General features: G+C 51.0%; 26 protein-coding genes. 21 read left to right on the top strand and 5 right to left on the bottom strand.

The features are described 5' to 3' along the window. Nucleotides 1-280 precede the first annotated feature (280 nt). Nucleotides 281-949, bottom strand: coding sequence for a vWA domain-containing protein (locus ACFSOY_RS01475; protein ID WP_386043631.1), 669 nt, complete (start codon nt 947-949; stop codon nt 281-283). 259 nt (nt 950-1,208) lie between these two features. Here ACFSOY_RS01475 and ACFSOY_RS01470 point away from each other — a divergent pair, with 259 nt between their 5' ends. From ACFSOY_RS01470 to ACFSOY_RS01430, 9 genes are all read left to right on the top strand, one after another. Beyond that, nucleotides 1,209-1,916, top strand: a complete 708-nt coding sequence (locus ACFSOY_RS01470) for a restriction endonuclease (RefSeq protein ID WP_386043629.1) — start codon at nt 1,209-1,211, stop codon at nt 1,914-1,916. 184 nt (nt 1,917-2,100) lie between these two features. Further along, on the top strand, nt 2,101-2,778 hold the full coding sequence (locus tag ACFSOY_RS01465) for a hypothetical protein (RefSeq protein ID WP_386043627.1): 678 nt from the start codon (nt 2,101-2,103) through the stop codon (nt 2,776-2,778). 415 nt (nt 2,779-3,193) lie between these two features. Next, nucleotides 3,194-4,234 carry an acyl-CoA dehydrogenase gene (locus ACFSOY_RS01460; RefSeq protein ID WP_386043625.1) on the top strand — a complete coding sequence of 347 codons (1,041 nt, stop codon included), beginning with the start codon at nt 3,194-3,196 and terminating at the stop codon, nt 4,232-4,234. Between the two features lie 789 nt (nt 4,235-5,023). Continuing rightward, a complete protein-coding gene (locus ACFSOY_RS01455) occupies nt 5,024-5,608 on the top strand; it encodes a GNAT family N-acetyltransferase (RefSeq protein ID WP_386043623.1) in 585 nt (194 codons plus the stop codon). A 428-nt stretch (nt 5,609-6,036) separates the two neighbouring features. After that, nucleotides 6,037-6,624, top strand: coding sequence for a polysaccharide deacetylase family protein (locus ACFSOY_RS01450; RefSeq protein ID WP_386043621.1), 588 nt, complete (start codon nt 6,037-6,039; stop codon nt 6,622-6,624). Between the two features lie 148 nt (nt 6,625-6,772). After that, on the top strand, nt 6,773-7,306 hold the full coding sequence (locus ACFSOY_RS01445) for a DUF4183 domain-containing protein (RefSeq protein WP_386043619.1): 534 nt from the start codon (nt 6,773-6,775) through the stop codon (nt 7,304-7,306). A 40-nt stretch (nt 7,307-7,346) separates the two neighbouring features. Further along, nucleotides 7,347-7,637: a DUF4183 domain-containing protein gene (locus ACFSOY_RS01440; protein ID WP_386043617.1), complete on the top strand. Its 291-nt coding sequence runs from the start codon at nt 7,347-7,349 to the stop codon at nt 7,635-7,637. 56 nt (nt 7,638-7,693) lie between these two features. Continuing rightward, nucleotides 7,694-7,984 carry a DUF4183 domain-containing protein gene (locus ACFSOY_RS01435; RefSeq protein WP_386043615.1) on the top strand — a complete coding sequence of 97 codons (291 nt, stop codon included), beginning with the start codon at nt 7,694-7,696 and terminating at the stop codon, nt 7,982-7,984. A gap of 167 nt (nt 7,985-8,151) precedes the next feature. After that, nucleotides 8,152-8,577, top strand: coding sequence for a DUF2935 domain-containing protein (locus tag ACFSOY_RS01430; protein ID WP_386043613.1), 426 nt, complete (start codon nt 8,152-8,154; stop codon nt 8,575-8,577). Between the two features lie 77 nt (nt 8,578-8,654). Here ACFSOY_RS01430 and ACFSOY_RS01425 read toward each other — a convergent pair whose 3' ends face one another. Together ACFSOY_RS01425 and ACFSOY_RS01420 are read right to left on the bottom strand one after the other, a co-directional pair. Beyond that, a complete protein-coding gene (locus ACFSOY_RS01425) occupies nt 8,655-10,169 on the bottom strand; it encodes a M36 family metallopeptidase (RefSeq protein ID WP_386043611.1) in 1,515 nt (504 codons plus the stop codon). A 204-nt stretch (nt 10,170-10,373) separates the two neighbouring features. Further along, nucleotides 10,374-10,586 carry a DUF378 domain-containing protein gene (locus ACFSOY_RS01420; protein WP_386043609.1) on the bottom strand — a complete coding sequence of 71 codons (213 nt, stop codon included), beginning with the start codon at nt 10,584-10,586 and terminating at the stop codon, nt 10,374-10,376. A gap of 259 nt (nt 10,587-10,845) precedes the next feature. Here ACFSOY_RS01420 and mtrB point away from each other — a divergent pair, with 259 nt between their 5' ends. The 10 genes from mtrB (at nt 10,846) to ndk (ending at nt 18,785) form a co-directional block, all read left to right on the top strand. Beyond that, nucleotides 10,846-11,070, top strand: coding sequence for a trp RNA-binding attenuation protein MtrB (mtrB, locus tag ACFSOY_RS01415; RefSeq protein ID WP_386043607.1), 225 nt, complete (start codon nt 10,846-10,848; stop codon nt 11,068-11,070). Nucleotides 11,071-11,174: 104 nt separating this feature from the next. Next, on the top strand, nt 11,175-11,675 hold the full coding sequence (locus ACFSOY_RS01410) for a hypothetical protein (RefSeq protein ID WP_386043605.1): 501 nt from the start codon (nt 11,175-11,177) through the stop codon (nt 11,673-11,675). A gap of 207 nt (nt 11,676-11,882) precedes the next feature. Then, nucleotides 11,883-12,764 carry a heptaprenyl diphosphate synthase component 1 gene (locus ACFSOY_RS01405; protein WP_386043603.1) on the top strand — a complete coding sequence of 294 codons (882 nt, stop codon included), beginning with the start codon at nt 11,883-11,885 and terminating at the stop codon, nt 12,762-12,764. An 11-nt stretch (nt 12,765-12,775) separates the two neighbouring features. Beyond that, the gene (locus ACFSOY_RS01400) at nt 12,776-13,513 is read left to right on the top strand and encodes a demethylmenaquinone methyltransferase (protein ID WP_386043601.1); all 738 of its coding nucleotides are present in this window, start codon (nt 12,776-12,778) and stop codon (nt 13,511-13,513) included. Next, nucleotides 13,506-14,114, top strand: a complete 609-nt coding sequence (locus ACFSOY_RS01395; RefSeq protein WP_386043599.1) for a UbiX family flavin prenyltransferase — start codon at nt 13,506-13,508, stop codon at nt 14,112-14,114. The genes ACFSOY_RS01400 and ACFSOY_RS01395 overlap by 8 nt, the downstream gene beginning before the upstream one ends. 15 nt (nt 14,115-14,129) lie before the next feature. Next, nucleotides 14,130-15,290 carry an aminofutalosine synthase MqnE gene (gene mqnE / locus ACFSOY_RS01390; protein WP_386043597.1) on the top strand — a complete coding sequence of 387 codons (1,161 nt, stop codon included), beginning with the start codon at nt 14,130-14,132 and terminating at the stop codon, nt 15,288-15,290. Continuing rightward, complete coding sequence (locus ACFSOY_RS01385) at nt 15,290-16,165, top strand: menaquinone biosynthetic enzyme MqnA/MqnD family protein (RefSeq protein ID WP_386043595.1); 876 nt, start codon at nt 15,290-15,292, stop codon at nt 16,163-16,165. Before mqnE ends, ACFSOY_RS01385 begins: the two co-directional genes overlap by 1 nt. After that, nucleotides 16,162-17,250 carry a cyclic dehypoxanthinyl futalosine synthase gene (mqnC, locus tag ACFSOY_RS01380; protein WP_386043593.1) on the top strand — a complete coding sequence of 363 codons (1,089 nt, stop codon included), beginning with the start codon at nt 16,162-16,164 and terminating at the stop codon, nt 17,248-17,250. The genes ACFSOY_RS01385 and mqnC overlap by 4 nt, the downstream gene beginning before the upstream one ends. A 12-nt stretch (nt 17,251-17,262) precedes the next feature. Further along, nucleotides 17,263-18,228 (top strand): polyprenyl synthetase family protein, encoded by a 966-nt coding sequence (locus ACFSOY_RS01375; protein ID WP_386043591.1) that lies wholly within the window; start codon nt 17,263-17,265, stop codon nt 18,226-18,228. A 110-nt stretch (nt 18,229-18,338) separates the two neighbouring features. Next, nucleotides 18,339-18,785, top strand: a complete 447-nt coding sequence (ndk, locus tag ACFSOY_RS01370; RefSeq protein WP_386043589.1) for a nucleoside-diphosphate kinase — start codon at nt 18,339-18,341, stop codon at nt 18,783-18,785. A gap of 45 nt (nt 18,786-18,830) precedes the next feature. Here the strand turns inward: ndk and ACFSOY_RS01365 are convergent, their stop codons facing one another. Beyond that, complete coding sequence (locus tag ACFSOY_RS01365; RefSeq protein WP_386043587.1) at nt 18,831-19,736, bottom strand: patatin-like phospholipase family protein; 906 nt, start codon at nt 19,734-19,736, stop codon at nt 18,831-18,833. A 102-nt stretch (nt 19,737-19,838) separates the two neighbouring features. Here ACFSOY_RS01365 and ACFSOY_RS01360 point away from each other — a divergent pair, with 102 nt between their 5' ends. After that, the gene (locus ACFSOY_RS01360; protein WP_386043585.1) at nt 19,839-20,621 is read left to right on the top strand and encodes a CheR family methyltransferase; all 783 of its coding nucleotides are present in this window, start codon (nt 19,839-19,841) and stop codon (nt 20,619-20,621) included. A gap of 377 nt (nt 20,622-20,998) precedes the next feature. Here the strand turns inward: ACFSOY_RS01360 and ACFSOY_RS01355 are convergent, their stop codons facing one another. Further along, nucleotides 20,999-21,346, bottom strand: coding sequence for a c-type cytochrome (locus tag ACFSOY_RS01355; protein WP_386043583.1), 348 nt, complete (start codon nt 21,344-21,346; stop codon nt 20,999-21,001). A gap of 447 nt (nt 21,347-21,793) precedes the next feature. Here ACFSOY_RS01355 and ACFSOY_RS01350 point away from each other — a divergent pair, with 447 nt between their 5' ends. Next, nucleotides 21,794-26,164 carry a diguanylate cyclase gene (locus ACFSOY_RS01350; protein WP_386043581.1) on the top strand — a complete coding sequence of 1,457 codons (4,371 nt, stop codon included), beginning with the start codon at nt 21,794-21,796 and terminating at the stop codon, nt 26,162-26,164. Nucleotides 26,165-26,192: the final 28 nt, after the last annotated feature.

Below are 26,192 nucleotides of genomic sequence, written 5' to 3'. Positions count from 1 at the left end.
TATCAAACACCTACTATATCATAATTGAACAATTAATGCTTGTGCGAAACGAGGAACATTGTAAGATCGGAAGAGAAAGGGGGAGGGAGCGAGGGAAATGGTTGCTCTAAAAAGTTTGCTCGTCAGCTCGATCTTCTCCAAGTTATTGTTTTTCATAAATATAATTCCCTGCAACTATGTAACTCAGACAAAGTGATGTATATATCAAACACCCTATTCAGTCTGACCGAATAGGGTGTTTTTTGACATGGCAAATGTAGATGCAGCTCGCTTGGCAAATCTATCTCAGTATCCTTTTCGCCTTTGCCTCTTTAAGCCACATCGGAAACTCATCTAACAACTGGTCATAGAGCTGCTCATCGGAGACTGTTTCAATGTTGTCAAAGTGGAAGAAATTCGCGTTGTCTACAACTCGGCCTTCCATCGTGTCTAACTTGCGCAAGACATCAAAGTTCGAATCTCCAATCCCTACAAACTGCCAGAAGATAGGTTGGCTCGAAGACTCGACGATGAACTTCTTGATCCCCGCTTTGCACCCGCCATCATTGATGAAAACCAAGAAGACAGGCAGATCGCTAGGCTCTTCTTTTACATATTTCTGTAGAACGTCTGCCATCACTTGCGGCTCGTCGTTCCGGCCAAATTTATGGATCGATTCATCGTTCAGAATATGATTGTTTACGTAACCGATAAAATCTTTTTCCGTCACTGCCGGCAATCGGGAAAATTCATTGTCGTAAACCCAAACATCCAAAGAACCATCATCATCAAATTGACTTGCTACCGCTAAAATGCGTTCGACAACTTGCTGAACGGTTCCATTTTTATAGAAGTTCCGCATCGATCCGCTGATATCCAAGACCAATCCTACTTTTGCAACAACGCCGCGTAACTGCTTTTTCTCAAGCACGACCTGTACACTTTTCTTCATCAGAGAAACTGAGTTCATTCACTACTCCTCCTCATCTTTCCTGTTAATCAAACAAGAAAACCATCAACAAAAACATTCATTTTCAGTTTAGCAAAAGATATGTTAGAAGAACATAGCGGATGTACTATTTAACCCCGATATGATGTTAGAGAGGCCGAGGATGGTTGCGGCGCGAGAATCTATCACATCGATCATGTCATGAGCAATCTGAAAAAGGAAAACTCAAAGTTCGGAAGAATTAGTAGATAAAGTGTGCTAACAATTAAGGAGAAGTTTTATGTCGACGTTTTGGATGGTTGTAGGTGGTATGTTTATACTTTCTATTTTGCTTGAACGCGCAACAAAAAGTTCGAGGAAAAGAGGTCGATCGGGCAAACGGAACGGTTTGCCGAAAACAAAGGCAAAGCCCGCTTTTTCGAATGAGGTGCGTCCGGATGCGACGCTGCTCAAAACGCCGCTTCAGGAGCTTTCAGGATTCGAATTTGAACGGCTCCTCGCACTTTACTTCCGCGATCAAGGGTACAAGGTTGAGGAAACAGGTGTGGGTGGAAATGACGGTGGGGTTGATCTGGTGCTGATCAACCGAAAAGGGGAGCGAACAGCAGTTCAGGCGAAGCGCTATGCGGATCACAACAAAGTGCCTGTGCAGACCGTGCGTGAGTTGGTTGGAGCAAAGCGAAATCATAATTGTATTTTAACCTTACTGGTTACAACATCAGACCTTACAGAGCCTGCTAAAAAAGAGGCTGAGCAATTCCATGTTGATTATTGGCATGGCGGCATCGTGGAGAGGAAATTGGCAGCATGGGGCAAGTATAAGCCAACGAAGAAAAAGCAACGCTCCGTTCGCAAAGAGGTAGCGGCAACAGCAGAAGTCATTTGTCGATGTGGTCATTTGATGGTCATCCGTAAAAACAGGCAAGGGGAGTCGTTCTATGGTTGTTCCCGCTTTCCTAATTGTCGACACACCAAGTCGGTTGAGTAAATGAAACAGTAGGGAGAATGCTACCCTTTCGACTTGTATTCAATGCAATTGAAAACAGCATGTTCAAATCTATTGAGAATGAGAATGGAAAGAGCTTATTGATCACACTGAGCAATTGGATAGGATCGAATCTTAATATCCGCAATGCTCACATACAACAAGAAGCTTTTTGGAGGACCGATCGATGGGGAAAACGAGGTTGTCAATCATTGCGGTGTGTACCTCATTTATTTTCGCTCTAGCCGGATACTATATCTTATTACCTACCAAAGTACCAGTTGCGGCCCAAGTAAAGCAAGTAGATGCTGTAGCGGGTGATGAAATCAAGATCGTGAACGTTTCCTGGATCATACCAGAAAAAACGAAAACAGAGTTGGTGGGGGAATCACAATTGATTCTCTCAGGAAAGGTAAAGGAGATCTTACCAAGCAAATGGTCGAATCCAAACTTTGAGCGTGGGGAGCATATCTCGAACGTGGTGCAGACCGATGTCAGGGTGCAAGTTGATCAAGTATTCAAAGGGCAGCCCTATCATAAAAATGAAGTGATGATTCGGATCAACAAGGGCAAGGTTGGCAACATCGAGTGGAGATTGGAAGGTTTTCCAGACTTCGCTCTCGATGAGGAGATCGTTTTATTTTTGCAGCAAGATGACAGTGACAACGCAAGACCTGAAGAGCAGAATTATGTACTGAGCGGCATGAAACAGGGGAAGTTCTCTAAATCTCTGCCAGAAAGTACGTCCCTCAGCAATGGAAAGGATGCTCTCACACTCGCTTCACTCGCAGAGGAAATCACAACTGAGCTTCAAGCGTACAAAATATTGACCAAGATGGCCGATCCCAAAATTCACAAACCATAACGTCTGATCGGCAATGAATTTTCCGGCAGATTCGCAAACATTTCAGATCTGACACATAATCGCACTCCATTAAGTAGACAGACAGCGGGGGAGATCTCGACTCTACTTAATGGAGTGCTTTCTATTGGAGTGACAACTACCAGACCGAGATGCTCGTGTAGAATAAATAGGTAGCGAGTAATGAATCTCTGTGCTATTTTCAAACCAATGACATCTTGATAGATAGCAGTTATGTGATGGTAGTTATGGTCGATCTAAATGTCTCATTGAAGTTTGAGCAAGACGAGCCCCGGAACTGAGCTAGTTCCAAAAAAGATATGAAAATCGTTCCTACTGAACACCTACGATCAGCAATGTGAATGACATTCTTACCATCAAGATCGATCAATCAGCAAGTCTAGGAGTGAAGCATGAGATGACAATCGAGAGCCAACGATTACAGGAGCTATTACACAAGCATCTTCGCCCACGAGTCAAAGAGATTGACGAACTGGGTAGATATCCTGGCGACTTTTTAAGACTGCTCGGCGAGGAAGGATTCTACTCCCAATCCCCGTCAGACAATCTAAAGCTCATTCGCGACGTGGCCACAGTCTGTGTTTCGACAGCGTTTGTTGTCTGGTGCCAGACTGCTGCGATCAGCTTTGTGAGCAACGGAACGAGCGATGAGTTGAAACAAGAACTACTCTCTTCTTTACTGACAGGGGAGGTGCTTGGCGGGACAGGCATTTCAAATGCGATGAAGTTTTACGCTGGGTTGGAAGAGCTGAAGCTGGTAGGAGAGAAAACACCGACCGGATACTGTCTGCATGGAACTTTGCCCTTTGTCTCGAATCTTGCGCCTCATTCTTGGTTTGCCGTTGTGTTTCGTACCGAAGATAATCAACGGGCAATCGCACTCGTGCCTACCGATCTTGAGGGAGTGAATTTGAAAGAGGCGAACGGGTTCCTCGGCTTGAACGGGACGGCCACCTACAGCTGTCAATTTCAAAATGTCCATCTCTCTCAGAAATACGTCGTATCCGAGCAGGCGGACGAGTTGATCGCCAAGATTCGCCCAGGCTTTCTACTGACGCAGGTTGGTCTAGCTCTTGGGGTAACTCGCGCGAGTCTCGACAGCATGAACAATCTGCAGGACAAGCAGAACGCGGTCAATCAGTTCCTCAAGGTCCAACCAACATCTTTAGAAAACCGCCTGCAGCGGCTGACCGATCTCGTTGAGCAGTTGTCCGATCGTTCAGCGATCGCGACAGTTTCGTTTCGAGAGGTGGTGGAAGCGCGTCTGGAAAGTGCCTATCTCGCGATGGACGCAGCGCAAGCTGAGATGCTTCATGCAGGAGCTGCCGGTTACGTCGCGGGGAGCCACACTTCGCGCCGCTTGCGAGAGTCGCTGTTTCTCGCGGTGGTGACGCCAGCCGTGAAGCAACTGGAGAAAATGCTGAAGAGCCTATCCTGATCTCGCACATAATCAGCTTGAAGGGATCACGAACTGTCAATTGCGCAGAATGATCAAGTAGATAGGTGGATGATAGAGTGCCTGCTCATTTGGGGAGGCACTCTTCCTGTTTCTCAAGGACAGCTTTTTTTCTAGGCGATCCTTATCACCTCTGATGAGAATCAGTGGCGATTCTTATCTCCTCCGAACAGCAACATTAGAGAATCATCTACTGGTCAGTCTGATTTTTTCTATGATTTATCCTATCTGTGTCAGAATTGCGATACGAGAGAGCAGTCTGTTTCTCAACATTATCTCTCGCTCCAAAATCCCCTTTCAATAAAAAGGCTGCGAACGCATCAATCGTTCGCAATTTTTTGTCCTTCTACATGATCTTGAGCAGGAAAGGCAGGCATTTTGGATGATGTTCGTTAATAAAATATAGTATGAATAGACAACCCTAGATTTGCTCTACGCGCTTTACAGCCTCAGCATGCTTGAGCTGGACAGACGATGATAAACAGAGTGGAATTGATCGGATCGCTTTGGGCAACGAAACTGGGCATTTTTGAAATATCGGTCTTCGCATGTGTCTGCCGAAATCAATTGAAGATGATGAGTCAGATTGGTCATTTACAGCATTTCTATAAATTGCTATACTGCTAGTTGGTAAATGGTAAAGTATGGATTGTGTGTCATCGGAATAGAACCGCTTATTTTCGATTTATGGACAGTAACCGGATGTTGGAGCACCACATTATTTCCTTGCTGACATCGCAGAGGATTTGAAAGATGAGGAGTGTATTCCGATTGAGTTTGATCTATAAAGTTGCTTCCCATGCAGATGAGATGGAACAGATCTTTCGCTTGAATTATAAAACGTTTGTGGAAGAGATCCCTCAGCACCTTCCGAATGAGCAGCGAAAACTGATCGATCGCTACCATGAGCAAAACACATATATGATCGCACTTGATGAACAGAGAGTTGTCGCGATGCTGGCAATCCGGGAGCACAGACCTTTCTCTTTGGATCAGAAAATAGCAGACCTCGATCAGCATTTGCCCTTTCGACCGAGGAAGATGGTCGAGATCAGACTGCTCGCGATCGAAAAGGAATATCGCAAAGGACAGATTTTTTATGAGCTGTTTCATTTCCTGCTACAGCATCTGCGCGAGGCGGCCTTTGACATGGCGGTCATATCGGGAACGACTCGCGAGCTGAGGCTTTATCAGAGGATCGGTTTTCGCCCATTTGCTCACCTGGTGGGCACGACCGAAGCAGCCTATCAGCCAATGTATATCACAGAGGAGACGTTTTCCCAGTCGGCTGCCAGTCGAATGCTCCAAGAAAAGAATCGGCGACATCAAACGGCTACACCAGAACGGTACTTTTGAGCAAATCGAGTCAGCTCTTTTCCATTTGATCTTTGCAAGTGCCTTTGGAAATGCCTTTGCAAGTGCGGTCTCATCGATCCTATCTCGATCTCTTCGTTTCCAAATTTATCAGAAGGTGCCGATGCCAACCGTTTCGACGAGTCTGGTGTCGGCGCTTTTTTCGGACATCATCTGCGCGGCGTGGAATGTTTTTCAAGGAGTAACGGAGATGTTCTGGTGGCAGTTTATCGATAAGCATCTGTAAGTTGAAATGATCGAATGGGAGGCAGACTGTTGAAGATATCGAGATTATTCCTTCTGTCCACTTTGCTCTCCAGCCTCTGTTTTTTCCACAGTGCGTCGCATGATGAGCGTGCAAGTGCAGCAATCGCCACACCGAAAGGCATTCCAGCAGGTTTTTTTTTACCAGCGGGTCGGAGAAGTCCCAGATGGTGGCGCTGTCGTTTGACGATGGCCCAGATCTAGAGTTCACCCCTCAGATCCTCGACATTCTGAAGCGCGAGAATGTCAAAGCCACTTTTTTTCTACTGGGAAAACGCTCCAAAATGTACCCGCATATCGTTCAGCGAATCGTGGCGGAAGGTCATTCGATCGGAAATCACACGTGGGATCATCCGATTCTGACAAAATCAACGCCGCAAAAGATCCGCGCGGAAATTCAGAAGACGGATGATGTGCTCTTCAAAATTGTCGGATTTCATACCTACATGTTTCGCCCTCCCTACGGGGAAGCGACCACCGCCAACGTGTTTCAGATCACGAAGATGAACTACAAAGTGATCGATTGGTCGGTCGACACAAGAGATTGGATCGCAAGTTCCCCCGATCAGATCCTGAACATCGTCAATCAAACGGTCAAACCGGGGGCGATCATCTTAGGGCATAGCGCAGGTCCCAAACAGATTCAACACACGGTCAACTCGCTGCCTGACATGATTCGGATGCTGCGTGCCAAAAACTATAAAATTGTCACTATCCCCGAATTGTTGAACATGAAGGCGCTCGAATATGAATAAGTGTGGAAACAGTCTCGTCAGATCGAGACTGTTTTTTTATGTGCAGAAAACAAACGTTTCACTACCACATTTGTACCTTCCAATGCTTATCGATAGAACATATACAATACTAGAACTGGTGCGACTCGAAAGGTGGTGTGTGACAACAATGTCCGATGGGAAGGATTGTTCGGAACTGATCGATCAAGCGATTGATGAATTGAAAGATGCGAAGAAGCACGTGAAGGAAGGCAAAATCGGCAAGGCTGAATCTGAGATTTGCGATGCGCTTCGCCATCTAGAGAAGGCGAAACTCTGCTTGAAGCGTGAAGATCCTTGCAACAAATGCTGCCAATGTACATGCCATTCTCCTTGTACGTGCTGTTGCCCCAAACCTCCAACCCCGCCAAAACCTCCCCATCCACCATCAGCTGCACTCACCTCGAAAAAGTATTTTGCCCATGCTTCCGCTGGTATGGTGTCAGGCCAGAATCTGATCTTTGCAGCGATGAGCTTCGTGGATGATCAGGGGAATCCGATCAGCACGTTTCCCTCCGAGTACAGCTACTTCAACCTATATATTAACGGCATGATCCAATTGAATGGTGTTGCCGCAGTAAATTCTACGCTGCTCATGATCACAGGTGGAGCATTGCTCGATTCTGGCGATCCGATCTTCATCGAATTTGTCATCCTGAGCTAAGCGCTCGATCGGGTGCGAATTATTGAAAGGAGGTGAGACAATGGCTGCGAGCATAGTTCCTCCCAATTTTAAGAGCAAAAAGTATTTTTCAGTCGCGTCGAGCGGCACAGTGGCAGGTGCAGATCTCGTGCTTGATGCGGCAGACTTCGTTGATGACACAGGTACTGCGATTACCGCATTCCCGTCGTTTGCCTTTTATTCGCTGTACATCAACGGCATGATTCAACAAAACGGTGTTGCTACGCTGACCTCCAGCACGCTGACAATTCTCGGCGGCGCGGTTCTGGACGGCGGCGACCCGATCACCGTTCAGCTGGGCATCAACTTCTAGTCTCGTCGCAAATGAGCGTTTGATGAACGCTCTCGACTTGAAAGGAGGTGAAAGAGATGCCTGCTAGTATTGTCCCTCCAAATTTTAAAAGCAAGAAGTATTTTGCGTTGGCATCTGCCGGGACGGTCGCTGCGGGGGACTTGACGATCCTTGCCACAGCATTTGTCGATGACAGCGGCAATGCGATCACAGCTTTCCCGACCTACGCCTATTTTAACCTGTACATCAATGGCATGATCCAAGAAAATGGTGTTGCCACTCTGACATCAAGCCAGGTCGTGATCACCGGCGGTGGTGCGTTAGACCCGGCAGATCCGATCTTTATCGAGCTAGGAATCAACTTCTAGTTTGATCTGCTGAGAAGTAATATTTTTGTGCAGCTCTTGGAGCCGGTGCCCACTTGGGGTACTGGCTCTGATTTTTATCGAGTCGGGATTGAATCTGAAGTGACAAGATGCGATGCTTCAACTTCTCTCATAGCGTAGGAAGAGAACGATGGAGAGGTGAGTCTCGCATGCAATTTGCTTACGGAGATCGAATGCCACTTCGCATTTTGGACGAAGTGCAATTTTGGAAGTTGCAAGAGGCGGAACATACGGTCGTCATTCGTCAGATGGTACCGCAGTTGGAGCGCACTTTCGTCGAAGCGTTGGAGCGATGGGAGAATGCGCTCAGTCAAACGCATGCTCAGGTTGAGCGGTACATCGAATCGCTCGTTCGACTCGGGCATCGAGTTTCAAAAGAGCTGCAAGAGCAGATCATCAACTTGACGTCCTTCAGTTTCCAACAGAGCCAGTCGTTCATTTCGTTGCTCAATCAGATTGAAGCGGGCAGTACAGCGCTAAAGAGCATTCCGGTCGCCAATGTGGTCCTTCATCATATCAGGAGGGAGTCCGAATACTTTCTCGGGGTGGCGCAAGCGATTTTAGCAGATGGATGAGCGGGAACCGATCAGAAAAAGACACCTTCTGCCGAAGCTGAGAAGGTGTCTTTGTGGATTGTGGATTCGGTGTTCGATTACAGGGTGGAGATACCACGAGCAGCCCAGATCGCATCGATCACAGCAGCGTTCGCACCACCGTTGAGCAGTTGGTCTGCCGTTTTGATCGCTTTTGCACCCGCGTTAAAGCCGGAGCTTGAGGTGAGGGAGAAGTGAGATTGCAGAATGATCTTCGTCGCCGTATCGACACCGAGCTGTTTCCCCATCTCGTACAAGCCTTGCGACCAGATCTCACCATCTTCATGAACTTCGCCATACCAGCTGCCCGGCATGACTTTGTTGTTGTCCAGTCGGCGCAAGCATGGCGGGTTGCCGCCCGAGTTGTAGGACATCGCATCCCATTCACCGACACATGCGTTGCCGTAGGTGGAAGGAGCGATCAGCTTGTCCTCCCAGATCGCGCCGAGGTAGTCGCCGAAGCCTTCACCCATCGCGCCGCCCTGCAGCGTGCTGCCAAAGCCAGGTACTTGGTTGTCTTGGATGGAGTGGCCGTACTCATGTGCGATGATGCCCGCATCTTCCGCATCGTCAACACCGCCCGTGCCGAAGGTCAGCTGTTTGTTCGACGGCGAGTAGAACGAGTTGTCAGCCGTCGTGCCGTTGACGTTGACAAGAATTTGACGGTTGTTGATGTTCGTGAAACCGAGCGACTGAATGTAGCGTTGGAGCGAGTCGATATGGTAGTACACCATCACGTTCTCGAAGTGTTTGCTGCTGCGGGTGTAGTTGTAGGTATAGGTAGCCGAGTAGCTGTTCGCGCTCGACTGTTTGGCATAGACGTAGTCACCTTTCAGGTAGCCCGAGCCGTCCAGACCTAGCAGGGTGACCGTCTTCAGCTGGCCTGTCAACGCGGCGGAGTCGGCGTTGTTGTTGTCAGCAAAACCAACTTTGGTGCCTGCCGATGCGATCGGATTGGGGAGGAACACTTGGCCGGTGCCGCTGGCCTTTTGGTTCAGGTCTTTATTCTTCACGATCTGACCGTTGTCAGCGTTGATGAACGTCTCCCAGTTGGAATGCGTGTCAGCATCCAGCGCGGTCACTTTATAAACCGGAACGGCAACGCCGTTTTCAACCGTGTACCCGAAGACGCGAGAGACCAGCTCTTTCGTCTTTTTCACTTTGTTGTGTCCAAGCGCTTTGCCTTCCGCTTCGTTTGCAGACAGTCTGCCTTTGCTTTTCGAACCGGTCAGGTTGGGCACGTAGTCGGACGTGATCAAGAGGGGAGTGCCTGCGCTGTCCAAGGTGACGGTCACTTGGTGATAGAACAGATCTGCTCCATCTACCGTCTGCTGATAGCGCACATAGGAACCAGCCTTCGTGTCGGTGGTCGACACATGTTTCAGGTCGGAAAGATCCGATTTGAAACCATATTCACCAGCGCTTTGCTGCAAGAAGCTGTCTGCTGCTGACTTCATGTCGACCGTTGCGACCACAGCTGCCCCTTGTGCAGTTTCTGCCATCGCTTGTGGAGCAAGCATCGTCAACATGATGGCTGTCGTTACTGCTGTTACGAAAGTTTTGCGATTTTTCATGACCCATATAACCTCCCTATATTTGTTTTCGTAATAATCTTATAATTTTCTCTTTGAAATTGCAATAGTTTTTTATCAATAAAAAACGATAGACGAAACATATATTTATGCAACTAATATACTATTAAAAATATGCATAAAAATACCGCATTCCCCAATAAGAGGAATGCGGTAAAACATCATCAGCCAAGCTATGAGCAACGGTTAGCGATCGGTCATCGTGCGACCACCGCGGAACAGGAGTGACAGACAGTACAGACCGGAAATCCCGACCAGCGAATAGATGATTCGGCTGAGCCATGATGATTCACCACCGAACAGTGCTGCGACTAAGTCCCATTGGAAAAGGCCGACGAGCAGCCAGTTCAGCGCTCCGATGATGACCAAGGTCAACGCGGTACGATCCAGAGAACTCATAGTGTGCGCCTCCTTTCGATTTCCGTCTCTACTATAGAATTGCCGCCTGAAGACGCTCGTATCGGCGGTAGTTGTTGGCAACCGATCGCCGATCATCCGTGCGAATCATGCTCAGCATTTGCGTGCCGGAGCGATCGATCGCTCGCAACTCAAATGGCTGCGGCGTTCGGAAAGCCGGAACGCCTTGTTTGATTTACATTGCAATTTCTTACCACGTGATGGTATACTAAAATACGAAGTTTTGGAGGGCGGGGATTGAATGTCAAACGAGTATTTCGTGATTAAAGCACAAGATAATGGCGTACAGGTGATTGGGCTTACTCGCGGTCAAGACACGAGGTTTCACCATGCTGAAAAGCTGGACAAAGGTGAAGTGATGATCGCCGAATTTACGGAGCACACTTCGGCTGTGAAAGTCCGTGGCAAAGCGACGATCTGGACCAAATTCGGCAAGATCGTAGCGGGCGAGGCCGATTCTGAATAATAGCAGGTACGAAAGGGCGAGCGGGTGTCTAACAGGCACAGGGCTCGTCTTTTTTTCAACCGACTTGCATATCCTCTTGGTAGTGGGAAAAGGAGGAGAGCGAGATGTCGAAAGGATTGATCGCAGCACTCCTCATCTCGACAGCGCTTGCGCTCGCATTGTCCTTTTTGCCTGAGCAAGCGCTCAAACGGTGGGGAGGCGAGCAGTTCGAAGCTCATCTGAGCGGAGATGTACCTGTGATCAAGATGAACCAGATCGTCGATGAGCTCGGCAGCTTGAAGCTCGGGAGCCATCTGCAAAAGGTCGTTTCTGAAAATGAGCGGCTGATCGTCTGTCTGGCGGTGCCCGCCGCAAAGCTGCGACAGGAGCGCAACCGGCCCTGGGGCGATATCTATAAGATCGCGCATCGCTTTTTGGTGGAGGTGCCGAAACAGCAGGTGGTCGAAGTTCGCGTCGTGTCCTATGAGCGGCCCGATGCGGTCGCGTTTGCTGTGATCGCCGAGCGAAAAGATATGATCGATGCACCCAAGCCAGATTCGCAAGCGGTGCAAGCGTTCGTTCAACAAAAATTGGACGTGATAGAAAATATTGAGGAATCGAGATGATGCGCGGTTTAGCCGCGTCTTTTTTTCTCTTCCGTGAAGAATTTTGTATGCTATACTAGGGGCTAGAGATTGTTGCAGGAAATTTCATATTTCCTGACGAAAAAGCCCATGTTAAACTTGGTTTAGTAGCTTTGTATCCTAGGGCTGGTCGGGCCTTTTTCTTATGTATAGGGGTTTGGCAGCCAGTCTGAGTAGGGGATGGAACGATTGCAGGTACAACAACGCATCGAAGAGACAGGCATGCAGAACATCCGGTCGAAGATTCATGGCGAAATGGATCATCCGTACTTATCTTCAATCATCGAACAACCGACCCCGGATAAGTTGCAACTGACACTCAGTGAAGCGATCTGTACAGCGGCTGGCTTGAGCAAGAAGGAGACGGAGGTCATCGTGTCGACGCTGCTTCTGATCTACCACGGTCTCGCTGTGCACGAAGAGATCGAGTGGTTAGCTCGCCATGCTGATGAGCGCCATCGGCAACTTGGGGTATTGGCTGGCGATTACTATTCGAGCAAATATTATCGTTTGCTGGCAGAGAGCGGTCAGATCCAACTGATCGGACATTTTGCGCTGGCGATTCAAACGATCAACGAAGTGAAGGCAGAGCTTGTCCGCGCTCCGGTCGACTTTACCCTTGACGTCGAGCGATACCTTCAGATGCAGGAGAAAATTCACGCTACCCTGCTCCACGCACTTCGAATGGCGCTGGTGCCGCATCAACCGCAGTGGGAGGCGTTGGTCAGCCATCTGGTGCGCGCGCATGTGCTCAAGGCTGAGCTTGAGAAGATGTCTGCGTCTACATGGACTCGCCATGCGGCCAACCTTTCCTTGTGGCAACAGGCGACCAACGAAGAAAAGAAGTGGCTGAAGGCGATAAAAGCGAGCGATGAGCGGGATAATAGGATTATGTCCCTGTATGTGAAATATGGCACATCGACATATCTGTTCTCCCTGCTGGAAGCAGCAGCAGCGCTTGCGAAGCCTGAGATGGTGGTGGCAGATGGCGCAAGCGAAGAGTTGCGCAACCTATTGGAGCAGCTTTTCGCGCCAGATGCTCTCCCACGGCGAGTTTGCGAAGAAGGTTGAGGGGACGCTGAATGGATAAATTTGTATCAAAAGAAGAAAAAGTTCATTATGTCTTCGAACGCGTCGCCAAGCGTTACGATCTGATGAACTCCGTCTTGAGCGCAGGGTTTCACAAGCGTTGGCGGAAGGTGACGATGCGGCGCATGCAGATTCAGCCAGGTCAGTCGGCGATCGACGTGTGCGCAGGCACTGGCGATTGGACGATCTCGCTGGCGAAAGCGGTCGGCCCGACCGGCAAGGTGGTCGGATTGGACTTTTCGCAAGAGATGCTCAAGTATTCTTATCCGAAGATCGAAAAAGCGGGCGTTGAAAAGCAGACGTCGATGATCTATGGCAACGCAATGGAATTGCCCTATGAGGACAACACGTTCGAACACTCGACGATCGGCTTCGCGCTGCGCAATGTCCCGGACATCCGCAAGGTGCTCTCCGAGATGATGCGCGTGGTCAAGCCGGGCGGGCAAGTGGTCTCGCTTGAGCTGTCGAAGCCGGTCTGGAAGCCGTTTCGAGCGCTTTACTTTTTCTATTTTTATAAGGTCTTGCCGATGTTGGGCAACCTGTCGTCCCGCGATGGGATCTCCTATTCGTGGTTGCCCGAGTCGCTGACCAACTTCCCAGATCAGCAAGAGCTGAAAAAGATCATGGAAGAGGTCGGCATGACCGATGTGAAGGTCTGGAATTTCTTCGGGGGCATCTGCGCGCTGCACATCGGCAAGAAGCCGCATGTTGAGGAGTCGCCCGATGCGTAAGGAATATGTGGTCGGCATGACGGGGGCGAGCGGTGCGGTGTATGCGATTCGCCTGGTGCAGGAGCTGTGCCGGGCGGGGCATCGCGTACATCTGCTGCTCTCCGAATCGGTCTGGCAAGTTTTCACCCTTGAGATGGGCTGGCCGGTGGAGCATGGTGATCTGAGCGCGATCCCGTCTCTTTTTGAACTGCCTGAAAGCGCAGATCTGCACATTCACGGCAGCCGAGATTATGGCGCTCCGGTCGCTTCCGGTTCCCATTTGACAGCCGGCATGGTGGTCGTTCCCTGTTCGATGGGAACGCTTTCAGCCATTGCCAACGGTTCCTCCGACAACCTGTTGGAACGCGCGGCAGACACTCATCTCAAGGAAGGTCGTCCGCTCGTGCTCGTGCCGCGGGAAACACCGTTTAATAAAATCCATTTGAAGAACATGCTGGCAGCTGCCGATGCGGGTGCGAGCATCGTTCCCGCGATGCCCGGCTTCTACCATCGCCCACAGACGATGAACGATCTGATCGATTTTGTGGTCGGCAAAGTGCTGGATGCCATGCATGTTGAACATACTCTGTTTCGCCGTTGGGGCGAACGGGAGAAGGAGTAGACGGGGGGAAGTATTGTGGAAATCATCACCAAAGACCACCCATTTGCAGAAATTTGGGAGAAGGTGCAGCGCGAAGAGCGTCTGACCTTCGAGGATGGCGTGAAGCTGATGTCCTCTGTGGACATCGCATCACTCGGTTTTATGGCCAACTACGTGCGGGAGAAGAGGCATGGTGACAAGACGTTTTTCAACACCAACCGCCATATCAACCCGACCAACATCTGCCAGACTCTGTGTGACTTCTGCGCGTTTGGCGTCCGCATGAAAGACCCGGCCGCCTATACGATGACGATCGAAGAGGTTGAGCATCGCGTGGACATGATCACAGATGACGCGACCGAAGTGCACATCGTCGGCGGCAACAATCCGGCGCTGCGCTTGGATTATTATGAGAACATCTTGCGCGCGGTGAAGAAGAAGCGGCCCAACCTGCATGTGAAAGCATTTACGGGCGTGGAGATCGACCATTTTACCCGCGTCAACAAGCTGTCGATCGAAGAGGTGCTCGACAGGCTGATCGCAGCAGGTCTCGATTCGATGCCGGGCGGCGGTGCAGAGATCTTTGCAGATCAACCGCGCTCGATCATCTGCGATCACAAGACGAGCGGTGACCGCTGGTTGGAAGTTCATGAGGTCGCACATCAAAAAGGTTTGCGCACCAACTCGACGATGCTTTACAACCACGTGGAATCGATCGAAGATCGCATCGACCACATGGTTCGTCTGCGCGACGTCCAGGACAGAACGGGTGGCTTCCAAACGTTCATCCCGCTGTCGTGGCATCCGGACAACACCGAGTTGATCAAAAAATATCCGCATCTGAACTGGTCGACAGGCTTTGATGATCTGAAAGTGGTCGCCGTCGCTCGCCTGATGCTCGACAATATCGACCATATCAAAACGTACTGGATGCAAGTTGGCGACAAGTTGGCGCAGACCGCACTTTGGTTTGGCGCGGACGATCTCGACGGCAACGTTGTCGAAGAGAAGATCTATCATGCTGCAGGCGCGCAGACATCTCAGGGAATGACAAAAGCAGATCTGGTGAAATTGATTCGAGAGGCGGGTCGCACACCGGTTGAACGCGATACGCTGTACAATGTCGTCAACACCGACTTTTCGCACCTTGACGACACGAAGAAACAACCGCAAGCTGAGGAGCTTCCCGTACTCTAGTGGAAACCAAGGCGAACGGCGCGCTGCAGGTCGCAGACCCCTTGTCTCGAACGCATGTGCGGATCGGTCATATCAAGTTCACCAATGCATTGCCGATCTGTCATTTTCTCGACAGATCTGACCCTGAGATCGAATTTCTGCCGGGTGCACCGAGCGAACTGAACGCTTGGCTTGCAGACGGTACGGTGGACGCGGGGCTATGCTCTTCGTTCGCCTATGCCTACAATGCTGATGATTATGTCGCTTTGCGCGGACTGTCCGTCTCATCGCGTGGACCGGTCGGCTCCATCTTCTTTTTCTCCAAGCGCCCTTTGGAGGAATTGAACGGCTGTGTGGTAGCATTGCCGACCATCTCCGCCTCCAGTTCCAACCTGTTGCGAATCCTGCTTGCTGAGGCTGGGATCACACCGTCAAAATACGTAACGCTAGAGCCCGATCTGCCCTCGATGTTAGAACAGGCGGAAGCGGCTCTGCTGATCGCAGATGATGCGCTCTACTGGTCGGTTCAGGATCATGGATGTCACCTGTACGATCTAGGAGAAGAGTGGAATGTGCGCACCGGCCATTCGATGACGTTCGCTCTCTGTGCGATTCCGAAGCGACTGGTCCGCGAGAATCCGGAAAAGGTGCGGAAGATCCACCGCTTTTTCCTCGAAGGGAAGCGCAAGGGGTTGGCCGATATGGACGCTGTCATCGCCGAGGCAACTCGCATGCTCGGTCAGACGGAGGAGTTCTGGCGCAACTATTTCAATAAACTACGTTATGATCTGGACGAAGAGTGGGCGGTTGGCGCCAATGCATATTTTGATGCGGCCTATCGCCACGGATTGATTCCAAAACCGGCCAAGGTGGAACTGTGGGGTGACGAGGAATGAGTTTTGTAAACACAAAAACGACCAAAGTGGATGAAGTGATCGATAAAGCGCTACAAGGGGAACGCCTCTCTTTAGAAGAAGGTAAGATCCTGTATGATTCGAACGATCTGATCAAACTGGGCGCTGCAGCCAAGCAGGTGATGCAAAAGCACGTTCCAGATAACTTGGGGACGTTTGTCATCAACCGAAACATCAACTACACGAACATCTGCGATACCTACTGTCGCTTTTGCGCCTTCTATCGGACAGAGCGAGATGCTGATGCGTATGTGCTCAGCGATGAGGTGATCTTCGATAAGATTCAGGAGACGATCGACCTCGGGGGGACGGAGATCTTGATGCAAGGTGGTACGCACCCGAATCTGCCGTTCTCTTACTATCTCGATCTGCTGCGAAAGATCAAATCCCGCTTTGATATCACGATGCACTCGTTCTCAGCGGCAGAGATTTTGAAGATGGTCGAAGTGTCCGGACTGCCGCTCGACGAGGTGATCAAGCAACTCCGCGAAGCGGGGCTCGATTCGCTGCCAGGCGGCGGGGCGGAGATCTTGGATGATCGCACGCGCCTGCGCATCTCCAAGCTGAAAGAGTCTTGGACCAAATGGATGGAAGTCCACGACGCTGCTCAGCGTCAGGGGATGAACACGACCGCGACGATGGTCATTGGCTTTGGTGAATCGGTGGAGGAGCGTTTGCTGCACTTTGTGCGCGTCCGCGAACAGCAAGATCTGACCGGCCGATTTACCGCATTTATCTCTTGGGTTTATCAGCCGGACAACACGGCGCTTAAAGGCACTCGTGCGACCGCTGTTGAATTTTTGAAAAACCTCGCGATCTCTCGCCTGATGGTGGACAACATTCGCAATTTCCAATCCTCGTGGGTGACGATGGGGCCGAAGATCGGTCAGTTGGCACTGGAGTTTGGTTGCAATGACATGGGATCGACGATGATCGAGGAAAACGTTGTCGCAGCTGCAGGCGCACACAACCGGATCAACAAAGATGGATTGATCCGTCTGATTCGCGATGCAGGGCGCACCCCGGCTCAACGCGATACGCAATACAACATTCTGAACATTTTCTAAGGTGGATTTTGAATGAAGTTGCTGGACATCTATTTTTCGCTCAAATCGGATCTTGACTTGGTGGAGCGTCGGCTTCTCGATGAGGTGCACACTTCCCAATACAACCTGAAGAAAGCATCCTCCCATCTTCTGAAAGCGGGCGGCAAGCGGATTCGTCCTGTCTTCGTTTTGCTCGCAGGGAAGTTTGGTCGCTATGACGTTACCAAAATGGCCCAGGTCGCCGCAGCGCTTGAGCTGATTCACATGGCGTCGCTCGTCCACGACGATGTGATCGACGACGCTTCCACGCGGCGAGGGACCCCCACGGTCAAGGCTGAGTGGGGCGATCGGATGGCGATGTACACAGGCGATTTCATCTTTGCCCGCGCCCTCGTCCTCCTTTCAGAGTTCTCAGATGTACGGGTCCATCAACTTCTTTCCAAGGCGATCGTCTCCATGTGTGAAGGGGAGATCGAGCAGATTCGAGATTTCTATAACAAAGATCAAAACCTGCGCACCTATCTGCGCCGGATCAAGCGCAAAACGGCTCTGCTGCTTTCGATCTCTTGCACGATGGGGGCGATGGTGGCAGACTGCTCGCCGCAGGTGGTGCGCCTGCTGGAGCGCTACGGCTATTATGCGGGGATGGCGTTTCAGATCATCGACGACATCCTCGATCTGACCTCGACGCCGAAAAAGCTTGGCAAGCCGGTCGGCTCCGACCTGCGCCAAGGCAATCTGACGCTGCCAGTTCTGTACGCCTTGCACAATTCGCCAGACGGACTGCGGTTGCGCAGCTTGATTCATCGCGACATGTCCCAGGCAGAGCTTGCGGAAGCGGTTCGAATCGTCAAAGCGTCCGGCGGAATCGAATATGCGCGGCAGATGGCAGACCGCTACATGGAGAAGTGTCTGTCCGCTCTGCGCGAGTTGCCGATGATCGATGCGCGTGGAAAGCTAGAAGGTATTGCCCATTTTATCAACGAACGCGATCATTGACCGATCGCGTTCGTTTTTGTATCAGTTTTACTCTGCGACTTGCGTCTCGCCAATGAGCTTGGTAAAATGGACAAGGATTGTAATGTGTACATAAAGGAGTGTCTGAACCAATGGCAGTTGAACAAACTTTCCTCATGGTAAAACCGGACGGCGTACAACGCGGTCTGATCGGTGAAATCGTTGCTCGTTTCGAAAAGAAAGGCTTCAAACTTGTGAACGCAAAGCTGATCCAAGTTCCGCGTGAACTGGCAGAGTCCCACTATGCAGAACTGTCCGACAAGCCGTTCTTCGGTGAACTGGTCGACTTTATCACATCCTCCCCGGTATTCGGCATGATCTGGGAAGGTGAGAGCGTGATCACCACCGCTCGTGCGATGATGGGTGCTACTAACCCGGCAAACGCTGCACCGGGCACCATCCGCAACGATTTTGCAATCTCCGTCGGCATGAACATCATCCACGGTTCCGACTCCCCGGAGAATGCAAAGCGCGAGATCGATCTTTGGTTCGGCGGCGAAACGCTCGCTTACGAAAAAGCGATCAACAAGTGGATCTAATCGGCAACATGCGAAAGCCCGCTTCCTGTCAGGGAGGCGGGCTTTTTAATGTCGAGGTCTGAGATACTCTTTGAGCTCTTCGATTTTGGCAAGCGTTGCTTTGCGCCCTTGCTCGATGCAGTAGTCGATCTTGTCAAACGAGGTGAAGGTGACGTTTTTCATCATCGGTTTGATGGCGAATACGTTTTCATCCATCAACTGCAACGAGATGATCTCATCTTGCATGATGTCGAGGCTGCGCATAAACACATCGAAAAAAGTTTTCGGCGCTTTCGTCACATGTTTCATCTCCGTTTCGTGGAGGTCGACCACAATCACTTTGTCGCAACCGGCATGGATGAGCACTTCGGCGGGGATGTTCGTGCGGACAGCGCCATCGACCAGCGAGCGTCCGTCGATCACGCGCGGTGTGAACAGGCCGGGCAGCGAGCAGGAAGCGCGGACACAGGCACCTCTGTCCTCGATCGGGAGGTAGACGTATCCTTCCGGCGCGTAGCTTCGAAATCTCGCATAGTCGGTAAAGAGCACCGATTCGGCAGTGACGATGTCCACCGCGGTGATGAAAAGCGGAATTTTTTGGTGCGCAGGGGGCAAGCTGAACAGTTGATTGAGGTATCGCTCAAAATTCGATCCTCTGATCAGCCCCTGGGGGAGCAGGCGATCCCAATTTTTTGCGAGGCCCGCATAATGAAAGGGAAGGCGGGCGATCAGCTTCAACACGTCGAACGCGCTGGTCGTCCAATCGATCAGCTCACGACCTTTAAAGCTTTTTGCCAGCCGCTTGAGCGTGCTCGGAGCGAGCCCGTGGGCGTATAAGGAGGCCACCACCGCGCCGGCAGATGTTCCGGCGATCATGTCAGGCTTGATGCCCGCTTCGCTGAGCACTTCCAGAACGCCGATATGAGCGGTACCGCGCAGGGTACCTCCGCCCAGCGCCAAACCGAGTTTCATGGCGATTCCCCCTTTTGGCAATTTTGTGTCCACAGCAGGACTTTTGGGGGGCAAAGCGAATATTACTCCGATTAACATGAAGGTTATGAGGAGGTACTAGCCTTGCCGCTCGTCGATGATTTTGATCTCTTTATGGAAAATATTTATAACTATACGAAAATCGATCTCCGAAAATACAAGCGGCCTCAGATGCAGCGCCGTTTGACCGCATTGCGCGACAAGCGAGGCTATCCAGATTTTGCAACCTATTTTCAAGCGTTGAAGAAGGAAGATGCGCTGTTCAGTGAATTTCTCGACCGCATGACGATCAACGTCTCCGAGTTTTTCCGCAACCCGAATCGTTGGGACGTCGTGCGCGATCGCGTGCTCCCAGAGCTGTTGAAGCAGAAAAAGCGGGTCAAAGTTTGGAGTGCTGCCTGCTCGACAGGGGAGGAGCCATATACGCTGGTGATGTTGCTCAATCAGTTACTGCCCTACGCCGACATTCAAGTGTTGGCCACCGACCTCGATGAAAGTGTGATCGCCAGAGCGAAGCAAGGGCTCTATTCGGAGCGATCCCTGCACTTTGTGCCGGACGATTTCAAGCGCAAATACTTCACCGATGCGGGGAACCACCTGTTTGCGATTTCCGATGCTGTTAAGCGCTGTGTTACGTTTAAGAAGCACAATCTGCTTGAGGACAAGTTCGAATCGGACTTTGATCTGATCGTCTGTCGCAATGTGATCATCTATTTCACCGAGGATGCGAAGGACAAATTGTATCAAAAGTTTTCGGACGCGTTGCGACCTGGAGGAGTGTTGTTCGTCGGAAGCACCGAACAGATCTTCAATCCTCAAACTTTTCAGTTCTCGACCTACGACACGTTCTTCTATCAGCGGCAGTAGTTTTACTCATCCATATGTGCAGATGAGGATGTCTTACGACGATTTCGTTTGTCGAAATACATCGAAATATGTCGCGTTATTTACATGCAAAAATTTTGAACGGGATATCGAATAACTATTTACATTCTGCTGATTAGAACGTAGAATGAAGTAGGAAACGGGATTGGATTCAACTTCAATTTCCAAAGAGAGAGCCCCACCAAAAAAACGGGGACAGGGAGGCACTTCTTAAATTTTCGGTATACTGTATTTAAATGAGCTACCATATATACTCCTGATGTAGCAATTGAGAGCAGAAAAAGACTGTCCGTGAAGGACAGTCTTTTTTCACCAAACAAAAAGGATTCAAGCGAAAGTCGCAAGAATCCGATTGTCGATTATTTATCGAGATTAGTAATGTATTGAGCTACTGCACTAATTTCTGCATGGTCTTTCAAGTTGCCACCCGCATATGGCGGCATGTTCGGTGCTACACCGTCAGTGATGATCTGTGCGATCGTCTCCGCTGACAGCTTTTGACCTTTCTCATGCAGGTTCGGAGCGGTTTCCGTTCCTTTCAGATCCTTGCCATGGCAGGAGGCGCAGTTTTGCGCAACGAGCTTTTCAGCGTCGATTGCTTTTTCTTCCTTATGTTGGAAGGTGTCTGCAGAGTATGCAGCGAAGCCGCTAAATGCGATGCCCAATACGAACAGGACGAGTACAATGCCGATACCACGTAAGCTCATAGTTCACACTCCTTTCTTCTACCTACCCATTTTACCATGACAAAAAAGAAATACGTACACTTGATTTTTTGATAACTTGTGTCCAAATAGGTACATTTTCGGAGAAGGGTCAGAAAAATAGTGGAAAATCGAGTTGTATTCTATAAACTTCCGGTCCAGAGGTATGACTTTTATTAATTTTTGTGTTAAGATTAATCTAGTAGAACTGTATCGGCAGAATGGATGTGACGTTCCATGACGGAGACCCTGCATAAATTGACAGACACCCGCTATACCATTGTGGAGCAACTTGGTGTATGTCCCTATTTTGGGGAGATCTTTGCAGGATTAAATCAGGAGAAGGATGAGCGAGTTCGGCTCTTGCGATTGGCACCTCATGTGGTGTCCTTCATTGGTCATGATCAAATTGCACTGCGGTCTAGCTTGTTTCAAGAGCAAGACTTACCGATGGTTCGTGTGCAGGATGTCTTCTCCGCAGAGGGTGGCAGCTATGTTGCGTATGAGTGGCAGGAGGGGGAGCAACCGCTTCTGACCTACACGAAAGGCAAGCCGCTTCCCGTCGTGCTGGACGTGTTGCGCGAGCTGTGCATTGCGATCGCGTCCCTTCACAAGCGAACGATGTGGCATGGTGGGATCGCACCCGAATATGTGTTGGTACAGCCGGATGGCAGCGTGCGCCTGCTGACGATGCTCACAGACTTGCCCTTGTCCTTATACAACGCGTGCGGCACACATGATGCCCTTCAGTTTTTTGCTCCGGAAACGATGACGATGAGTCCGCTCGATGCGCGAACGGACCTTTATAACCTCGGTGTGCTTTTCTATCTGGTGCTGACAGGTCGCTTTCCGTTTGACGAGGAAGGGGACGGTACGATCTTCCCGCCCTCCAAGTACAATGAGCATCTGCCACCGCATCTTGATCGTTTGGTGCTCAAGATGATCAATCGCAAACCGAGCAAGCGCTTTCAATGGATCGGACAGATCATCGATGAGCTGACGCGCACGTTAGGGCGTCACGATTCGATCTGCCATGCCGATGAGCAGACGTTCGGTTCCCAGCATCTGTTCTCCGCAGAATTTACCGGTCGCGAAGACGAGGTGCGGGCATTGTCCGACTATTACGAGGGTTTGATCATCGGATCGAGCCAGTCGCTGCTGATCACCGGACAGCTCGGAGTCGGAAGGAAGCGCTTGATCTACGAAGTGTCGGGACGCTACATGCACAATCTGTCTGTGCTCTCGGCGACGGTGCGCGAAACGCCGTTCGGTGCGGTCGAAGTGCTGGTGATGAAGCTGTTCATGCTCTGCTTTGCCGTACCGAAGTTGGACCGGCTCGGGCGCATGTATGTCAATCGGTTGAGCAGCGTGTTGCCGCGCGTCGCGTTCGAATACAGGGACATGCTGACTGCGGAGAGCGTTGCCGAGGCGAAGGTGCAAGAGCGGGAGAATCTGCTCTTCGAATTTTTTACAGAAATTTTGGACGCATACGGTGAGCCGATGGTGTTTGAGCTGTACGATGCTCACCTGCTCGATGGGGAGTCGATTCAGTTTTTCAAACGCCTGCTGGCCCAGGAGCATCTGACGATCGGGTTTGTCGGGGTGGCGCAAGCGCAATCTCAGGCGTTGCAAACGCTGTTTCAAGAGCAGTTGCATCTGGAGCCGCTCCCGCTTGGGCAGATGAGGGAAGCGGTGCTATCCCGATTTGGGAGCGCCGACTTTTTGAGCGACGAACTGATCCAGTGGCTCAATTATCACAGCCGCGGTTCGCTGGAACAGGTGTTTCAACTGATCGAATATCTGGCTGACACCAAGCAGATCTATCAGGAGCGCTACGTGTGGCGGATGGTGCCCGATCAGGTCGATAAGTTTGAGATCCCACATTCGATGGAATCGCTGATCCTCTACCGACTGCAGGCGTTGCCTCCCGATGCGAAAGAGGTCTGTCAGGTGCTGTCGCTGTTTAAAGGTTCGATCGTCGTCGAAGCTGCCGCGCGGGCGGTCGGCTTTGAAAAGACGCAGGACTTGTTGCCTGTTCTACACCAGTTGGAGGAGCAGGGTCTGATCTGGCAGATGCACAACCTGTATGGGTTTACCTCGAACAACATCAAAGATCATATCGTCAGAACGATCCCTTCAGATCGACGCCAGGAGATGCATCGCACGCTGGCCAAGCGCCTGCTGGAAGTGGGCTCCACCTCCTATATCGAGGTGGCTCATCATTTTGAGGCAGGTCAAGAGTGGGAGCAGGCGATCTATCTGAACATCATCGGCGGCAGACGCTGGTATCAGCGGGGGCTGTTTGCAGAAGCGGACACGCAGATCAAAAAGGCGATCGAGCTCTATGACCGCTTGCCGCATCGGGAATGCCCCAATGCGCTGTACGCGTTTCGAGCGAAAATTTTACGCCTGCTCGGGCTGTTAGATGATGCGACAAATGTGATCACCGATCTATATGAGCGGACCGGATCGGTGCACGTCCTGTTGACGCTGATGCTCCTCTATGTCAACATCGGGAATTTCCAAGGCATCGAGCCTTTTATCCCGCTGTTAAGGGAACAGATCGGCAAAGAGGAGCTGTCGGAGCAAGACAGGTTGTACACGATGGTCGTCGTCGGCATTTACGAGAACGAAGCGCTCGGCGATTACGAAGCGATCAGAGCGATGGTTCGCTATCAGCAGGAGAACGGTCACCGACTGCGCGAGGCGATCAAGACGAGACATTACATCTCTTGGCTGTACAACTTGCAACTGCTCTTGATGTACGTGCCGGGCATCTCGTGGGAGGAGCGGTCCTGCTACCTGCACGAGGCAGCATCGCTCGCAGAGCACACCAACAATCGCCAACTGTTGATCAGCATCTACAACAGCATGGCGAGCGGTTTCCAAGAGACAGACCCGCTCCGAGCGAAAGATTACTATTTGGAAGCTGCCAATCTGGCGGCAGACCTGGGCAATCGGATGCTGGAGGGGATGGCGTATGTCAACCTGGTCGAGACCTATCGATTGCTCGGCGATATGTACCATTCTCAGCGCTATATCGAAAAGGCGCGCGAGATCTGTCGCGCGGTGTTTCCTGACGATGAGACGAGCTTGTTGCGCAATGAGATTGAACATTTTCTCTTTATCGAGGAATATGAACAGGCGGATCGGGTCATCGACACGCTGGCACGCGTTTCGAAGAAACAGGGGCAGAAGAAGATGCGAGCCTTTGCCTTCATCTATCGCTTCCGCACGGCGCTCGCACTGGGCAAGTTCAACAGGTGTGCTCGGATGTGGCCGATTGTGGAGCGCATCTGTGAGCTCAGAGGATTCACTTGTGAACATCAGCTGCTGCGCGCCCGCTACTATGTGATCACCGAGCGTCAAGAGCAGGTGATCGAGGAGTTTAGCAAGCTGATTCTTGAGCAGGACGTCCCGACAGAAGTCAGGATCAAGCGCTATCTGCTGCTCGTGATCGCCTTTATGAAAACGAATCGCAGTGAAGAAGGGCTGCAAGTCGCGCTGATGGTGCAAAAGTTGATTCACAACACTGGCTATATCGGCTATCTGCCGCTCGCCCATTTTTATCTCGGTCGTCTGCACCAACAGGTACAGCAGTTTGTCGAGGCCAACTTGAACTACAAACGAGCGTTGATGGGCTTCCGCAAGCTCAACCAGCAATCGCGGCTGGGGCATGTGGACTATCTGATGCGTCAGACCAATCGAGAGCTGGTCGAACAGGCAGAGCTGATCATCGACAACATGCGACAAGATGTGGTGCGAACATCCCCAGAACTGGGGGAGACGATCGACTCTGGCGTTGAGGAGCTGAGCGCATGGTCGGGCAAGATGGTCGATGAGCGCCAAGAGCTGATCGATACGCTGACCGACAATGAAATTTTGCTCGATGCGGTTCGTCGCGTCTCCTCGTCGATCATGGTCAAGACGGTCTGCGAGAACTTGGCGGCCGTCATCTTTGAGAACCTCCTGTTCGACAACATTCATCTCTGGGTCAAACTCGGAGCGGAACGGATCGAGCGCATCCACCTCAACGAACAGCTGCAGATGGTGCTATCTGCCAATCTGGAAGTGGAGGAGATGTGGGCAAAAGTGCTTGAGTCGGAGCAGCCGACAGAGCGAGAAAGCCGCAGCTCCTATCTGTACGGCATGCCGGTGTTTGCGCATGACCAGCAGGTGATCGCCGTAATGGTGTTGGAAAAATTGAGTTTGCAAACGCCGTTCTCTTTGCGCGACAAACGATTTATCAACTCGCTGGCCCAACTGGTCTCCTCAAACGTCGAAAATGCGATCATGTACGAGGTGATGATCACCGACAACCTGACGGGACTCTATCAGCGCAATTACTTTATGAAGCGATTATCTGAAGAGTTTATCAAGGTCAAACGATACGGTGTCGATCTCTCCTTCCTGATGATCGACTTGGATAACTTCTCCTCGATCAACAACCGCTTTGGGCACAATGAAGGAGACCGCGTGTTGCGCATGGTGGCGAAGACGTTGCAGCGATCGGTGCGCAACGTTGACATCGTCGGTCGCTTCGGTGGGGAAGAGCTGATCGTGATCCTGCCGAACACGAACGGCGCTGCCGCTCGGATCGTAGCGGAGCGCGTGCTGAACAACCTGCGCAACATTCCGATCGAAGGTGATCGCTATCAGATCACCGCCTCGATCGGGGTGGCTTCCTTCGATATGGATCAACCGGTCGATGCGCTCGATCTCTTTGAGAAGGCGGATCAGGCAGAAACGTTTGCCAAGCGGATCGGCAAGGACCGTGTGGTCTGTCATTGGGAGCTTCCCGTCGAGGAAGAGCAGAGTTGAGCAATGTCTGCTCGCGTTCGCTGGTCGA

Source organism: Tumebacillus lipolyticus, from assembly GCF_042682745.1.
Taxonomy (GTDB): domain Bacteria; phylum Bacillota; class Bacilli; order Tumebacillales; family Tumebacillaceae; genus Tumebacillus_A; species Tumebacillus_A lipolyticus.
This window is presented reverse-complemented; position numbering and strand designations above follow the sequence as displayed.